12 protein-coding genes and 2 pseudogenes are annotated in these 15,356 nt (G+C 61.6%); 3 read left to right on the top strand and 11 right to left on the bottom strand.

The window, feature by feature from the left end; genetic code table 11:
* Nucleotides 1–5 precede the first annotated feature (5 nt).
* From ACPWR9_RS05460 to ACPWR9_RS05420, 9 genes and pseudogenes are all read right to left on the bottom strand, one after another.
* The gene (locus ACPWR9_RS05460) at nucleotides 6–1,061 is read right to left on the bottom strand and encodes a branched-chain amino acid ABC transporter permease (RefSeq protein ID WP_426296134.1); all 1,056 of its coding nucleotides are present in this window, start codon (nucleotides 1,059–1,061) and stop codon (nucleotides 6–8) included.
* A 234-nt stretch (nucleotides 1,062–1,295) separates the two neighbouring features.
* Nucleotides 1,296–1,796 carry a homoprotocatechuate degradation operon regulator HpaR gene (hpaR, locus tag ACPWR9_RS05455; RefSeq protein WP_426296135.1) on the bottom strand — a complete coding sequence of 167 codons (501 nt, stop codon included), beginning with the start codon at nucleotides 1,794–1,796 and terminating at the stop codon, nucleotides 1,296–1,298.
* 259 nt (nucleotides 1,797–2,055) lie between these two features.
* Complete coding sequence (locus ACPWR9_RS05450; protein ID WP_426296136.1) at nucleotides 2,056–3,201, bottom strand: ABC transporter substrate-binding protein; 1,146 nt, start codon at nucleotides 3,199–3,201, stop codon at nucleotides 2,056–2,058.
* A gap of 175 nt (nucleotides 3,202–3,376) precedes the next feature.
* Entirely contained in the window at nucleotides 3,377–4,156 is a 780-nt protein-coding gene (locus tag ACPWR9_RS05445; protein ID WP_426296137.1) for a sulfite exporter TauE/SafE family protein, read from the bottom strand.
* A gap of 416 nt (nucleotides 4,157–4,572) precedes the next feature.
* Nucleotides 4,573–5,586, bottom strand: a complete 1,014-nt coding sequence (locus ACPWR9_RS05440) for a branched-chain amino acid ABC transporter permease (protein ID WP_426296138.1) — start codon at nucleotides 5,584–5,586, stop codon at nucleotides 4,573–4,575.
* Between the two features lie 11 nt (nucleotides 5,587–5,597).
* The gene (locus ACPWR9_RS05435; protein WP_426296139.1) at nucleotides 5,598–6,482 is read right to left on the bottom strand and encodes a branched-chain amino acid ABC transporter permease; all 885 of its coding nucleotides are present in this window, start codon (nucleotides 6,480–6,482) and stop codon (nucleotides 5,598–5,600) included.
* A 95-nt stretch (nucleotides 6,483–6,577) separates the two neighbouring features.
* The gene (locus tag ACPWR9_RS05430) at nucleotides 6,578–7,777 is read right to left on the bottom strand and encodes an ABC transporter substrate-binding protein (protein ID WP_370865876.1); all 1,200 of its coding nucleotides are present in this window, start codon (nucleotides 7,775–7,777) and stop codon (nucleotides 6,578–6,580) included.
* Nucleotides 7,778–8,090: 313 nt separating this feature from the next.
* A pseudogene (locus ACPWR9_RS05425) lies at nucleotides 8,091–8,603 on the bottom strand (ABC transporter ATP-binding protein); the annotation flags it as partial.
* Nucleotides 8,604–8,611: 8 nt separating this feature from the next.
* A complete protein-coding gene (locus ACPWR9_RS05420; RefSeq protein ID WP_150679422.1) occupies nucleotides 8,612–9,391 on the bottom strand; it encodes an ABC transporter ATP-binding protein in 780 nt (259 codons plus the stop codon).
* Between the two features lie 537 nt (nucleotides 9,392–9,928).
* Here ACPWR9_RS05420 and ACPWR9_RS05415 point away from each other — a divergent pair.
* Together ACPWR9_RS05415 and ACPWR9_RS05410 are read left to right on the top strand one after the other, a co-directional pair.
* Nucleotides 9,929–10,339 (top strand): annotated as a pseudogene (locus ACPWR9_RS05415) (MFS transporter); the annotation flags it as partial.
* A 67-nt stretch (nucleotides 10,340–10,406) separates the two neighbouring features.
* Complete coding sequence (locus tag ACPWR9_RS05410) at nucleotides 10,407–10,952, top strand: MFS transporter (protein WP_426330722.1); 546 nt, start codon at nucleotides 10,407–10,409, stop codon at nucleotides 10,950–10,952.
* On the opposite strand, the gene ACPWR9_RS05405 is transcribed toward ACPWR9_RS05410, so the two are convergent.
* On the bottom strand, nucleotides 10,894–12,528 hold the full coding sequence (locus tag ACPWR9_RS05405; protein ID WP_426296141.1) for a GMC family oxidoreductase: 1,635 nt from the start codon (nucleotides 12,526–12,528) through the stop codon (nucleotides 10,894–10,896). The genes ACPWR9_RS05410 and ACPWR9_RS05405 overlap by 59 nt on opposite strands.
* 106 nt (nucleotides 12,529–12,634) lie before the next feature.
* Nucleotides 12,635–14,143 (bottom strand): CoA-acylating methylmalonate-semialdehyde dehydrogenase, encoded by a 1,509-nt coding sequence (locus ACPWR9_RS05400; RefSeq protein ID WP_426296142.1) that lies wholly within the window; start codon nucleotides 14,141–14,143, stop codon nucleotides 12,635–12,637.
* Nucleotides 14,144–14,404: 261 nt separating this feature from the next.
* Here ACPWR9_RS05400 and ACPWR9_RS05395 point away from each other — a divergent pair, with 261 nt between their 5' ends.
* Entirely contained in the window at nucleotides 14,405–15,280 is an 876-nt protein-coding gene (locus ACPWR9_RS05395; protein WP_426296143.1) for a LysR family transcriptional regulator, read from the top strand.
* Nucleotides 15,281–15,356 lie beyond the last annotated feature (76 nt).

Below are 15,356 nucleotides of genomic sequence, written 5' to 3'. Positions count from 1 at the left end.
CCGGCTTATTCCTCGTCTTCTTCCACATGCTTGCTTGTGAGCGACAGCCACAGCAGCACCGGAAGGATCAGCGTGAAGACGATGACCTCTTTGTACGCACTCGCCCAGAACGACGAGTACGACTCAAGCAGGCCCACGAGAATGGCGCCGAGCGCCGCGACCGGATAGCTCACCAGACCGCCGATAATCGCGCCCACGAAGCCCTTCAGACCGATCAGGAAGCCCGACTCGTAATAGATCGTGGTGATCGGCGCGATCAGAATGCCGCACAGCACGCCCAGCACGGCCGCCAGCGTGAACGCCAGTCGCCCGGCCTGCACGGTGCCGATACCCACGAGACGCGCGCCCAGCCGGTTCACGGCGGTAGCACGCAGTGCCTTACCCGAGAGCGAACGGTCGAAGTAGAAGTACAGCGCGAGAATCATCACGACCGACACGCCCAGCACCCACAGGCTTTGGCCCGAGATCATCACCGAGCCGATGTTGAAGCTCGCGTCCGAGAACGGCTGCGTACGCGAGCCTTCGGCACCGAACATCACCAGACCGAGGCCGGTCAGCGCGAAGTGCACCCCCACCGAGACGATCAGCAGCAGCAGCGTGCTGGCCTCGGCGAGCGGTTGGTAGGCCAGACGATAGAGCATCGGCCCCATAGGCACGACCAGCAGCAGCGTCAGCGCGATTTGCACGAGCATCGGCAGCGTCACCGGCGTGAGCATCTTCACGACGAAGAAGATGGCGATCGGGAACACCAGATACTTGCCGGCCAGCACTGGCACCAGTCGGCCCGCCAGTTTGCGGCGCTCGCTGTGACGCAACACACCGGCCGTCTCCACGATAAACGTGCACACGCCCATGGCCACGAGCAGCCAGCTGGTCAGCGGGAATTTCTGGGTTTGCAGGGCCGCGAGCGTGAGTGCGCCGTATGACACGAACTCGCCCTGCGGAATAAAGATGACGCGGGTAACGGAGAACACCAAGACGAGCGCCAATGCCAGCAAGGCATAAATCGCACCCGTAGTGATGCCGTCCTGCGCCAGGATGGCGGCAATCGAAAGATCCATGCTCCTCTCACTTCGTTTGAGTACTTCTTGAACCGGCTGGCGAGACAGCCGGTGTGATGCACGGCGCGGCGCGCTGCCGCCCCGTTCCCCTTCACTTCGACACACCCCTCCTGGTCTCCTTGGAGTAGCGCAGCGAATTATGAATTGTATAAACGGTTATGCATTGGTAAAACCCGGGTGACTACTGAGATGGATCCTCTCCAGTCGTCACCCGTCTTTCACAAACTGGTCGCCTCAGTCGGCCGACTTGCGGCGACGACGCGGCTTCGCGGGCAGCGACGGCGCTTCGGCCAGCACTTCGGGCGGCAGCGCGTCGCGCACCACATCGAGCAATCGGTAGATCTCGGCGAGCGTATCGCGCCCGACCTTATCTTCCAGATACCCGTAGCGCTCCTCGACCAGCGGGCCGAGTTTTTTGCACAGCGCACGGCTCGTGGGCGTGAGCGACACCATCACCCGGCGTTGATCGGAAGAAACACGCTTGCGCAGGATGAGCCCCGAGGCCTCCATGCGCTCGAGCATGCCCGACAGGCTCGGGCTCAGAATGCAGCACTCGCGTGCCACCTGCCCGATCTCCATTTCCCCCGATTCACTGTCGTTCACAGCGCGGATCACGCGCCACTGTTGTTCCGTAATGTCGTATCGATTGAGCAAGGGCCGGAACAGCCCCATCACCGCTTCACGCGTCTGCAACAACACCAGAGATAGATTGCGGTGCTCGAATTCACCCGTCATGGATTTACGCTCGAAAGGATCGCCAGGGCAGCCCCCCGGCTGTGGCGATCAGGTTGGGACAACGCGGCCTCTGATGTGCCGCTCGTTTCGCATGTCCTGCCGACTCTTTGCGAAGCGCGAAACTACCACGCTCAAAAAAAACGGGCGCGAACGCCCGTTCTTCCGCCCAACTGGGCGCAGATAACGCAAATGACGCAATGAGAAGCGGAGCATGCCTGCCTGCCTGCCTGCTACAGGCTATAGGCAGCTCCGCCGCGCATCAGTTCGCCAATTTCCACTTGCCGTCGACGATTTGCACCATCACGCGCGAGCGTTGGTCCAGACCGTTGTGGTCGTTCTTGCTCATATTGAAGATACCCGCGGTGCCCGGCATTTCCTTCACGTTCTCCAGCGCTTCACGCAGGGCGGCGCGGAATTCGGCGGTGCCCGGCTTGGCTTTCTTGAGCGCCATCGGGATGGCCGTTTGCAGCAGCAGACCGCCGTCCCAGGCGTGGCCGCCGAAGGTCGAGATCGAACCGGCGCCGTAGGCCTTCTCGTACGTGGCCTTATAAGCAGCGGCCGACTTCTTCACGGGGTTGTCTGCGGGCAGTTGATCGACCACGAGCAGCGGGCCGGCCGGCAGGTACGTGCCTTCGCAGTCCTTACCGCAAACGCGCAGGAAGTCGTTATTGGCGACACCGTGCGTCTGATACAGCTTGCCCTTGTAGCCGCGCTCCTTGAGCGAGCGTTGCGGCAGTGCGGCCGGCGTGCCCGAACCCGCGATCAGCACGGCGTCCGGGTTCGCGCCCATGATCTTGAGCGTCTGGCCGGTCACCGACGTATCGGCGCGATTGAAACGCTCGTTGGCGACGATCTTGATCTTGTTGAGGTCGGCGGCCTTCAGGAATTCCTTGTACCAGCCTTCGCCGTACGCATCCGAGAAGCCGATGAACGCGGCCGTCTTCACGCCGTTGTCAGCCATGTGCTTGGCGATAGCGGTGGCCATCAGAATGTCGTTCTGCGGCGTCTTGAACGACCAGGCGCGCTTGGCATCCATCGGCTCGACGATGGCAGCCCCTGCGGCCATCGAAATCACCGGCGTTTGCGTCTCGGCAGCCACGTCGACCATGGCCAGCGAGTTCGGCGTCACGGTCGAGCCGAGCACGGCGTCGACGTGATCTTCGCTGATGAGCTTGCGCATGTTCTTGACGGCAGTCGTGGTGTCGGTCGCGTCATCGAGCACGATGTACTGCACCGTTTGCCCTGCGATCGTCTTCGGCATGAGCGCGATGGTGTTCTTTTCGGGAATGCCCAGCGAAGCCGCCGGACCGGTCGCCGACAGCGACACACCAATCTTCACTTGAGCGTGCGCGACGCCCGCAGCCAGCATCATCGCCGATGCCATGCACAGCAACTTCAGTTTCATTTGGGTCTCCTCACAAAATTTCGAATTCGTTCTTCTTACATTAACCGACCGCTCAGTCGGTGAATTGCCGCCCATCTTACGGGCACCCGCCCCGTCTCGTAAAGTGCGGTTTCCCCAAACTGTGGCAATCGCCACAACGGGTTTTCCCGGCATATTGCGCTGCCAAGGTGAAAACCTAACGCAGGAAGGCATCGTAACCCGTCTTCAGGATCAATACGCCAACCACACACAGGAACATTCGACGCACGAATCCCACGCCGTGCCGCAGCGCCAACCGGCTGCCGATCTGACTGCCCAGCACGTTCATCACAGCCATCCCCAGACCGAGCTGCCACCACACGTGGCCGCCAATACCGAAGAGCAGCAAAGCGGCCAGATTCGTCGCTACGTTGACGATCTTCGAGGACGCCGAGGCATTCACGAAATCTTGTCCGAATAGCCGCACGAACAGAAACACGAGGAAGCTGCCGGTGCCCGGCCCGAAGAAACCGTCGTAGAAGCCGATAGCAGCCCCTACGCCCACTGCCGCGAGGGTCACCCCCGTACCGCCCTTCACAGGCGCGTGTACCGTCCCGAAATCCTTCTTATGCAGGGTGTAGACAGCCACGCCCACGAGCACGAAGGGCAGCAACTTGCGCAGCGCATCGGCGGGCAGATGGGTGACGGCGTAGGCGCCGCCGAACGAGAAGATAAACGCGGCGATGGTCGCAGGCAGCAGAATCGCCCAGCGCAGTTCGACGCCGCGCGCGAAACGCCATGCGGCCGAGGCCGTGCCCCAGACACCGGCCATTTTGTTGGTACCGAGCAACAGCGGCGGCGCGGCGTTCGGAAAGACAGCGAAAAGTGTGGGGACCGAGATAAGTCCGCCGCCACCGACCACGGCGTCGACCAGCCCGGCGAGGAAGGCCCCGCCAGCGAGCATCAGGAGATCGGAGAGCGCCCAGGAGGTCATCATGCTGGCCTCCCGTCATGTGTTGGGGAAGTCAGGCAATCGATGAGGTGACGCATGGGGGAACGAGCCGGAAACGATCGGCGCAAAAAGGGAATGACGGGGGGGATACAACGAGAGATGGCGCGGGAAAGACACGACGCAAGCACGACGAAGGCACGACGAAGGCACGATATCGAAGCGCAATATAAAAAGCGCTGTTGGAGCATTCTCCAACAGCGCTTCCTTTTTGGCGGTGCGCGTTATCGCGCTTATTGTCTCCTCGTTCCTCGCCCCTATATCCTGCTGTGACGCGAACTAGGGGTGAGAATAAAGGAGCACCCAATGCACCACAAGTCAGCATTTACCCCTACGGATGAGAGTTTTTCCGACATTTGTGCGCCGGGGCGGCGAAAGCACGCCCCAAAGCGGTGCAAACACCCTCAATGCGCGCTCCCTGGCGACGGCTGCGCCGCCCCCCGGAAGAACTTGCTGCGCGCGACCAACTCCCCGACCAGCCCACGCCGGAACGCCAGCACGCAGATGATGAAGATCGCGCCGATGACGATCGTCACCGACTCACCGAGCGTCTGGAACCAGGTCACGCCCGTAGCCGTCGCCAGCCAGTTACCGATGTCGCCCAGCTTGTTCTCCAACACGATGATCACCACCGCGCCGACCACCGGCCCGAGCATCGTGCCGAGGCCGCCCACGAGCGTCATCAGAATCACCATGCCCGACATCGTCCAGTGCACGTCGGTCAGCGTCTCGAAGCCCAGCACCACCGTCTTGGTCGAACCTGCCAGCGCTGCAAGCGTGGCAGAAAGCACGAACGCCAGCAGCTTGAAGCGATCGACGTCGTACCCCAGCGAGATCGCACGCGGTTCGTTCTCTTTGATCGCCTTGAGCACCTGACCGAACGGCGAGTGCACCACCCGCATGATGAGCAGGAAGCCCAGCGCGCAGATTGCCAGCACCACGTAGTACAGCGTCAGATCCGAGTCGAGCGGCAGCAGACCAAACAAGCTGCCGCGCGGCACGCCTTGCAGGCCGTCTTCACCGCCCGTGAACGGGGCTTGCAGACAGAAGAAGTACAGCATCTGCGCGAGTGCCAGCGTAATCATCGCGAAGTAGATGCCTTGCCGCCGAATCGCCAGCAAACCGATCACGAGCCCCAGCACCGCCCCCGCCACCATCCCGGCAAGAATGCCGACTTCGGGCGTGAACCCGAGGTTGCGAATCGCGTAGCCCGTCACATAACCTGCGCTGCCGAAGAACGCCGCATGCCCGAACGACAGCAGCCCGGTAAAGCCCAGCAGCAGGTTGAACGCGCAGGCGAACAGCGCGAAGCACAGCACCTTCATCACGAAGACCGGATACGCGCCGACAAACGGCGCCGCAATCAGCGCCAAAAGCAGGAGGGCGTAGAGCACCCGTTGTTGCATACGTTGTTGCATTGCTGTGCCCCTTACTTTTGTTTGCCGAACAGCCCTGCCGGGCGCAGCAGCAGCACGATCACCATGATCACGAACACCACGGTCGCCGACGCTTCCGGGTAGAACACCTTCGTGAAGCCTTCAATCACACCGAGCATCAGGCCGGTGATGATCGAGCCCATGATCGACCCCATGCCGCCGATCACGACCACCGCGAACACGGTGATGATCATCGACTGTCCCATGAGCGGCGAGATCTGGATCACGGGTGCAGCGAGCACACCGGCGAACGCGGCCAGTCCGACACCGAAGCCATACGTCAGCGTGATCATGAGCGGCACGTTCACACCGAACGCTTCAACGAGCTTCGGGTTCTCCGTGCCTGCGCGCAGATACGCACCGAGCTTCGTTTTCTCGATCACGAACCACGTGGTGAAGCACACGATCAGCGACGCCACCACGACCCAGCCGCGATAGTTCGGCATGAACATGAAGCCGAGATTGGTCGCGCCCGAGAGCACTTCCGGCGCATCGTACGGCTGTCCCGATACACCGAACATCGAGCGGAACACGCCTTCGAGCACGAGCGTGATACCGAACGTGAGCAGCAGACCGTAGAGGTGATCGAGCTTGTAGATCCAGCGCAGCATCGTGCGCTCGATGATGATGCCGATGATGCCCACGACAATCGGGGCGAGAATCAGCATGACCCAGTAATTAAGACCGAGATAGTTGCCGCCCATCCAGGCGAGCATGGCACCCAGCATGAACAACGCGCCGTGCGCGAAGTTGATCACGTTGAGCAGACCGAAAATCACCGCCAGGCCAAGACTCAGCATGGCGTAGAACGAGCCATTCACCAGTCCCAGCAGCAGTTGGCTCAACAGCGCCGGCAGGGGGATGCCTAGTAATTCCATCGAAATCGATTCTCTGGGAGAAAGACCGCGACGGGACACGCGTCCCGCCGCTTTTTCATTGCACAGTCACTGTCAGGTGCAGCGACGCACCCGGCTTACTTCTTCATCAACGGGCAGGTCGATTCCGCCACGGTGGTGAACGCCTTGTCGCCCGGAATCGTGGCGACAACCTTGTAGTAGTCCCAAGGTTCTTTCGATTCCTTCTTCGACTTCACTTGCATCAGGTACATGTCGTGGACCATCGTGCCGTCCTTACGGATGTAGCCCTTGCTGTACATGTCGTCGATCTTGATCTTGTGCAGCTCGTCCATCACCTTGTCGGCATCGGTGCTGCCGGCGGCTTGCACGGCCTTCAGGTACGTCATCGTGGCCGAGTAGTCACCCGCTTGCAGGCTCGACGGCATCTTGCGCATCTTGTCGAAGTAGCGCTTGGCGAAGGCGCGCGTCTTGTCGTCCTTGTCCCAGTACCAGCTGTCGGTCAGGTACATGCCTTCGGTGTTGTCCAGACCGAGCGAGTGAATGTCGTTGATGAACACGAGCAGACCGGCGATCTGCATCTTGCCCTTGATACCGAACTCCTTCGCAGCCTTGATGGCGTTGATGGTGTCGCCACCGGCGTTAGCCAGCCCCAGCACTTGCGCGCCGGACGACTGCGCTTGCAGCAGATACGACGAGAAGTCCGATGCCGAGAGCGGATGCTTGACCGCGCCCTTGACCGTACCGCCGTTGGCCTTGACCACATCGGCCGTAGCCTTTTCCAGTGCGTGACCGAAGGCGTAGTCGGCGGTCAGGAAGAACCACGACTTGCCGCCTGCCTTGACCACGGCCGAGCCGGTGCCGCGGGCGAGCGCGACGGTGTCGTACGCGTAGTGCACGCCGTACGGCTGGCACTGATCGTTGGTGAGCGCATCGGAGCCTGCGCCGACGTTGATGTAGACCTTCTTCTTCTCGGCCGAGACCTTATTCATCGCGAGACCGGTACCCGAGTTGGTACCGCCGATGAGCATGTCGACGCCGCCGCGGTCGAACCATTCGCGAGCCTTCGAGGCAGCCACGTCGGCCTTATTCTGGTGATCGGCCGTGACCAGTTCGATCGGCTTGCCGAGCACCTTGCCGCCGAAATCAGCGATGGCCATCTTGATGGCTTCCGCCCCGCCCTGTCCGTCGATATCGGTGTACAGACCCGACATATCGGTAATGAAACCGATCTTCACCGTGTTGCCATCGGCTTGCGCCTGCGTGGCCATCGTCGCAAAACCAAATGCAGCCGCAACGGCCAACGCTTTCATCCGCATCGTCATCTTCGTCTCCTTCGTGGATTTGTATCGCCTGGGTCCATCGCCCGGAACGGGACGCTCCGGGTAGCTCACCTCATACGCCTAACAATTCGTGCAGCACCGGCATCTTCGTTTCCAGCTCGGGCGCGCCGAAGCGCTCCACGATCTTGCCGTGCTCCATCACATAGAAGCGATCGGCAAGCGGTGCTGCAAAACGGAAATTCTGTTCGACCATCACGATCGTGTAGCCACGCGATTTGAGCGTGGTGATCATGCGTGCGAGCGTCTGCACGATGACCGGTGCGAGCCCTTCCGAGATTTCGTCGAGCAGCAGCAAATTGGCGCCCGTGCGCAGAATGCGCGCCACGGCCAGCATCTGTTGCTCGCCGCCGGAAAGACGCGTGCCTTGACTGTGACGACGCTCTTTCAGGTTAGGGAACATGTCGTAGATCTCTTCGATCGACATGCCTTTGCCGCCGTCTTCGCGACGATTGCCGCGCATGCCGATATAGGGCGGCAGCAACAGGTTTTCTTCGCACGACAGGCTCGAGAAAATGCCGCGTTCCTCGGGGCAGTAGCCCACGCCGTGATGCGCGACCTTGTACGTCGGCAAGTGAATCGTTTCTTCGCCAGCGACACGAATCGAGCCTTGCCGCTGACCGGTCAGCCCCATGATCGCGCGCAGCGTCGTCGTGCGGCCTGCACCATTGCGCCCGAGCAGCGTGACGACTTCGCCGCGCCCCACGGTCAGGTCCACACCGTGCAGGATGTGCGATTCGCCGTACCAGGCTTGCAGTCCTTCGACTTCGAGTGCGGGCACATTGCCGCCGCCATTTCCGTACATAGCCGTCCTCACCCGTGCGCTCCCTGCAATTCGCTGTCCGCAGTGCCCATGTAGGCTTCCATCACTTGCGGGTTCTTCGAGACTTCGTGATACGGCCCTTCTGCGAGCACTTCACCGCGTTGCAGCACGGTGATGGTGTCGGAGATGCCTGCAACCACGTTCATGTTGTGTTCGACCATCAGAATCGTGCGGCCGACCGACACCTTCTTGATGAGCGCCGTCACGCGATCGACGTCTTCGTGCCCCATGCCTTGCGTGGGTTCGTCGAGCAGCATTAGTTCGGGTTCCATAGCAAGTGTGGTGGCGATTTCCAACGCACGCTTGCGGCCGTACGGCAACTCGACGGTGAGGGTGTGAGCGAATTCGGTGAGCCCGACTTCGGCGAGCAGTTCCATGGCGCGCGCGTCGAGCTGGCTGAGCGATGCGCTGCTGCGCCAGAAGTGGAACGCGGTGCCGAGGTTGCGTTGCAGGCCGATGCGCACGTTCTCCAGCACCGAGAGGTGGGGGAACACCGCAGAGATCTGGAACGAGCGGATGATGCCGCGGCGCGCGATCTGTGCGGGCGCTTCGCGGGTGATGTCTTCACCGTTGAACGTGATGGTGCCGGCACTCGGCACGAGGAATTTGGTGAGCAGGTTGAAGCAGGTGGTCTTGCCCGCGCCATTCGGCCCGATGAGTGCGTGAATGGTGCCGCGCGCAACGCGCAGGTCGACCCCGTTCACGGCGGTGAAGCCACGGAACTCTTTGGTGAGTCCGCGGGTTTCGAGAATGTAATCGTTGTTCGCCATGTCTCCTGCCACATTCCTGGTTGGCGGTGTGAGGCGATCGATTAGCCCCGGCACCATCGTCTGTGACAACCGCGAGGCACTTAGGTGACGCTGTCGTTTGCGTTGCCTGGTGACTCTCTCGCGTCCCTTGCGTCGCGCCGAATTCTTGGTTCGGTCGCACATAGGGAAACGTTATTGTGGGCGGATTGCTGCAACGCGATCATTGGGATTTGCACTAGGCTTCGCATCGCTCGAAACACGCATGCTCGCAAGCGTTTCAGACCAACCGGTAACATCGCACGCACACCGCTTCCGGCCTTGTGGCATAAGGCTTTTGCGGCACACGCAAATCCGCGTGCGATAGCTTTTTTCGATGAGTGTGCAGCAGGGTGTGCGCACAACATTAGGTATTACTACGTAAGTTTTAGCGGCGAGTCTGGAAATCCGGAAAGCCGCGCGTGCGCGGCTCGCCAGCCGAATCATCGGATTTTCACCAAACTTCCACGGCGCCGTTCATGACAGCATCGAGGGCTTCACCGATGATGCCAACCCAACCCGATGCGCCGAATAGAAGTCCTGATTCTCATCAATGCGCTCACGGCGCTAAGCGCGCTACTCATGGACGTCATGCTGCCGTCGTTCGAAGCGATGGCGCACGCGTATCGCACCGATATCGACGCTATGACCGCCATCGTGGGCTATGTCCTCATTTCGTCTGCGGTACTGCCGCTCATCGTCGGCCCGGCGTCGGATAGCTTCGGACGACGTCATACGCTCATGACCGGTCTCGTCATTGCGCTCGTCGGTGCCATCGGGGGCGCGTGGGCACCGAGCTACGGGTGGCATGTGGCGGCACGCCTGATCCAGGCCGCGGGATGTTCCGTGTTCGTGCTATCGCAGGCCATTCTTCAGGATGCTTACCCCGGCCACTCCGGTCTGCGCATACGAATCTTCACGCTCACGTTCAGCGGGGTTTGCATCGCAAGCGCGCCGCTACGGACAAATCGTCACGCACCGTGCCTTTCTGAAAATCGGCGTGATCGGCACAACCGCGTTCGCGTGCCACGCCATTTTCGTGATCTTGTCGCCAGCGCTCTTCGTCGAACAGTTCGGTTATTCCCTCGACGAATATGCTTACGTGCTGCTCTTCTATGGACTCGTGAATGTCGTGTGTGGGATCGTTGCAGCGCGATTGGCACGGCAATTCGATATCCATCGGCAAATTCGCATCGGCACTCAGCTATTCGCCTGCGCGGGGGCGCTGATGATTCTGCTCGCCACCGTCGCGCCGCCTCACGCCGTGGCAATCTTGTGCCCCATGCTTTTCGTCTCGCTCGGTATGAACATGATTCGTCCCGCGAGTGCGACGTTGGCGATGGCGCTATTCGAATCGCACGCAGGCACCGCTGCCGCAGTATTGGGCGCGATGCGATTTCTCGTCACTGGCTTGTTGGGGGTCATCACGTCGATGATTCCCGTATCGAAGTTCGACGTGATGACGTTATTGATCCCCGCGTGCGCCGTTACCGCCCTGCTTTTCGCGCCGCGCGAATCATGTCGCTCGCGCGCTCGGCAATCATGATCGTTGGCGAGTTGGTGTTGCCCGACGTGATCACCGGCATCACGGACGCATCCACCACGCGCAAGTTCTGCACGCCACGCACGCGCAACTGCGCATCGACCACGGCGTTGCGATCATCCGCGCGGCCCATGCGGCAGGTGCCCACAGGATGGAAGATCGTCGTGCCGATATCGCCCGCGGCACGCTTCAAATCTTCATCGGTTTGATACGACGGCCCCGGCAGATATTCGCGCGGTTCGTAACGCGCAAATGCCGGTGCGCCCACAATGCGGCGCGTGAGTTTGATTGCCTCCGCCGCCACCGCCAAATCGGCTTCCGTCGATAAGTAATGCGGCGCAATAGCAGGCGCTTCGCGCGCATCGGGCGACGTCAAATGCACGTTGCCGCGCGATGTCGGCCGCAAGTTGCAAACCGATGCCGTGAACGCATTGAACTTGTGCAACGGCTCGCCGAACCGATCGAGCGACAACGGTTGCACGTGATACTCCAGATCGGGACGTGCAACGTCATCTCGACTCTTCGCAAACGCACCGAGTTGCGATGGCGCCATGCTCATCGGCCCGCGCTGTGCAAACGCGTACTGCATGCCGATCTTGAGCTTGCCCCACAGACTGTTCGCCGTGAGGTTCAACGTCGTCACGCCGCGCAGTTTGTACACCGTGCGCAATTGCAAATGGTCCTGCAAGTTCTCGCCGACACCGGGTAGATCGGACACAACGTCGATGCCAAAGCCACGCAGCCGCTCGCCATCGCCAATGCCCGACACTTCAAGCAGATGCGGAGAATTCACGGCACCCGCGGCGAGAATGACCTCTGCGTTCGCAAGTGCTGTGAAATCGTCGTGACCGCCGCGATACGACACACCGGTGCATCGCGTGCCTTCGAACAACAACTTGTTCACACTCGCACCGGTAATCACCGTCAGGTTCGGCCGCTCACTCGCCGGTCGCAAGAAGCCCTTCGCAGCACTCCAGCGCACACCGCGCCGCTGATTCACTTCGAAGTAGCCGATACCGAAGTTGTCGCCGCGATTGAAGTCGTCCGTTTTCGGAATGCCGATTTGCTCGGCGGCATCGGCAAACGAATCGAGCACGCGCCACGACAAGCGCTGCTTCTCCACGCGCCATTCGCCACCGCTGCCGTGAAACTCGGAGCCGCCTATGTAGTGATCTTCGCTGCGCTTGAACAGTGGCAACACGTTGTCCCAACGCCAGCCGTCGTCACCGGTCGCATCGGCCCACACGTCGTAATCTTCGCGTTGGCCGCGCATGTAAATCATGCCGTTGATCGATGAACTGCCACCCAGCACACGCCCACGTGGATACGCGAGCGAACGACCGTTCAACCCCGCTTCGGCCTGCGTGCGATAAAGCCAGTCCGTGCGCGGATTACCGATGCAATAGAGATAGCCGACGGGAATATGAATCCAGTGATAGTCGTCTTTGCCCCCGGCTTCGAGCAGCAGCACGTTGACATCACGGTCTTGCGTCAGACGATTGGCCAGCACACAACCCGCCGACCCTGCCCCCACGATCACGTAATCGAAGGTCTCTTCCTTAGCTGCCTGCTTGCTCATTCCCGCCAGTCTCCATCGATCGCTCAGCGCTCGCCATAGTGCGACGCCGGCTCAGGTGCGGCGCCCGAGTGAGGTGGACTGCGTCCACCGCCGTCGGGTTCATTTTTTACTTCGCTACCGGCATCGTAAATTCCGCGCCCTTCGCAATGCTGTCCGGCCAGCGCTGCATCACGCTCTTGAAGCGCGTATAGAAGCGCACGCCTTCTTCGCCATACGCATGATGATCGCCGAACAGCGAGCGCTTCCAGCCACCGAACGATTGCCACGCCATCGGCACCGGAATCGGCACGTTGATGCCGACCATACCGATCTTCACCTGACGCGAGAACGCACGCGCCACACCACCATCGCTCGTGAAACACGACACGCCATTGCCGTACTCGTGCGCGTTCACGAGTTCGATCGCCGCCGCGAGATCGGGCACACGCACCACAGCAAGCACCGGGCCGAAAATCTCTTCGCGATAAATCGTCATGTCGGTCGTAACGTGATCGAACAACGTGCCGCCGATGAAGAAACCCTTCTCGTACCCCGGCACCTGCAAGCCGCGACCGTCGACCAACAACTCGGCCCCCGCTTCCACACCTTGCGCAATATAGCCTTCGATCTTCGCCTTGTGTACGCCCGTGACCACCGGCCCCATTTCGGCAGCGTCGTCCGTGCCCGGCCCGATACGCAGTGCCTTCACACGCGGCACCAGTGCCTCGACGAGACGGTCGGCCACCTGCCCTACCGCCACGGCGACCGAGATCGCCATGCAACGCTCACCCGCCGAACCATACGCTGCGCCGATCAATGCATCGACGGCCTGATCGAGATCCGCGTCGGGCATCACCACCAGATGATTCTTCGCGCCGCCAAGCGCCTGCACGCGCTTGCCGCGTCGCGTGCCTTCCGTATAGATGTACTCGGCAATCGGCGTGGAGCCCACGAACGACAGTGCTTCGACATCGGGGTGCGCGAGCAACGCGTCCACCGCCACCTTGTCGCCTTGCACGACGTTGAACACACCGTCAGGCAAGCCAGCTTCACGCAGCAGCTCGGCCATCAGCAAACTAGCCGACGGATCGCGCTCGGACGGCTTCAACACGAACGTATTGCCGCACGCCAGCGCGATGGGGAACATCCACATCGGCACCATCGCCGGGAAGTTGAACGGCGTGATGCCCGCGCACACACCGACCGGCTGACGCAGATGCCAGTTGTCGATGCCGCCACCGATGTTGTCGCTGTGCTTGCCCATCAACAGTTGCGGCGCACCACAGGCGTATTCGACGATTTCGATGCCGCGCGTGACTTCGCCGCGCGCGTCGGAAAACACCTTGCCGTGTTCACGCGAGATGATCCGCGCGAGCTCATCCTGATGCGCATCGAGCAGCGCCTTGAACTTGAAGAGCACACGGGCACGCTTGAGCGGCGCCGTCTCCGACCACGCAGGCAACGCCGCTTTAGCCGCAGCGACGGCTGCATCGACGTCGGCCTCGCTCGCCAACGCCACACGGGCGCTGACCGCCCCTTGCGCGGGGTTGTAGACATCGCCAAAGCGCTCGCTGCGACCGGCCACCAATTGACCGTCGATAAAGTGCTGCACGGTAGGAATATCAGCGTTGCTCATGTTCGTTTTCCTCGAATCCGGTCTCTGCGTGGCATGGCGAGCGCGCGTCGTGCCGCACCGCAACACAACGTCATTCGCCAAAGTGATTGCGTAGCGTACTGCCGCAGCGCCGTGCGATCCAATGAGAAATAATGAAAAGCAATATAAGATCCGCTTATGTTGCTAGGGCCGGGGGAGACATCGCGGGTGTTTTGATGGACCGCGCCGTCCGTATCTTCGTCCGGTCACCGTCCGTCTCACCGCCCATCTCACGGGACATGAATGGAACTCGCCCATCTCCGCGCCTTCGTCGCCATCGCCCATGAGGGCAACCTCACGCGCGCAGCCCAACGACTGCATCTGACGCAGCCGGCGGTCAGTCTGCAAGTCAAAGCGCTTCAGGAAGCGCTGCGCCTCACGCTCTTCACCCGCACCGCACAAGGGCTGGCGCTCACGCGCGATGGTCAGGCCCTGTTGCCGCTCGCCGAACGCATGCTGAGCGCGCTTGCCGATCTGCAACAAGCCGCGGGCGCCCTGCGCGAGACAGTGCGCGGCCGGCTACGCATCGGCACGATCCTCGATCCGGAATTCACCCGGCTGGGTGCGTTTCTCAAACGCCTCGTCGAGTCGTATCCGCAGATCGAAACGGCGCTGCGCCACGGCATGTCCGGTTCCGTGCTGCAACAGATCGCGCGCGGCGAGCTCGATGTCGGCTTTTATCTGGGCCGCCCCGAAGGCGACCGCTTTCACACGATTACGCTCACCCCGTTCTCCTACCACGTGCTGGCCCCGGCTGGCTGGCGCGAACGTGTAGCCCGGCGCGGCTGGCGCGAGCTGGCCGCCCTGCCGTGGATCTGGACACCGCCCGAATCCGCGCATAACCGTCTGCTCTCGGCACTCTTCGGCGCACTGGACGTCTCACCGGTCAAAGTGGCCGAAGTCGATCAGGAACCGTCGATGCTCGATCTGGTGAAGTCGGGCATTGGGTTGTCCCTCATGCGCGACTCGATCGCCCTGCGCGAAGCCCGCGCCCACGGGCTGGTGATTGCCGACGGCGTCGCCGTGCCCACCGAGCTGACGTTCGTGACACTGGCCGCACGCCGCGACGAGCCCGCCATCGCCGCCGCGTTGCAACTGGTCGCGGCGGTCTGGGCGTGACAAAATACCGGCGGCTGCCGCCACGCCATCCCCGGCGAGAAGGCCGCCACCCCAAGGCCAGCCAGAGAAAACGGCC

This window comes from Pandoraea pneumonica, from assembly GCF_049918595.1.
In the GTDB taxonomy this organism is placed as follows: domain Bacteria; phylum Pseudomonadota; class Gammaproteobacteria; order Burkholderiales; family Burkholderiaceae; genus Pandoraea; species Pandoraea pneumonica_A.
The sequence above is the reverse complement of the archived record's forward strand: the minus strand, read 5'-3'. Positions and strand labels throughout refer to the sequence as shown.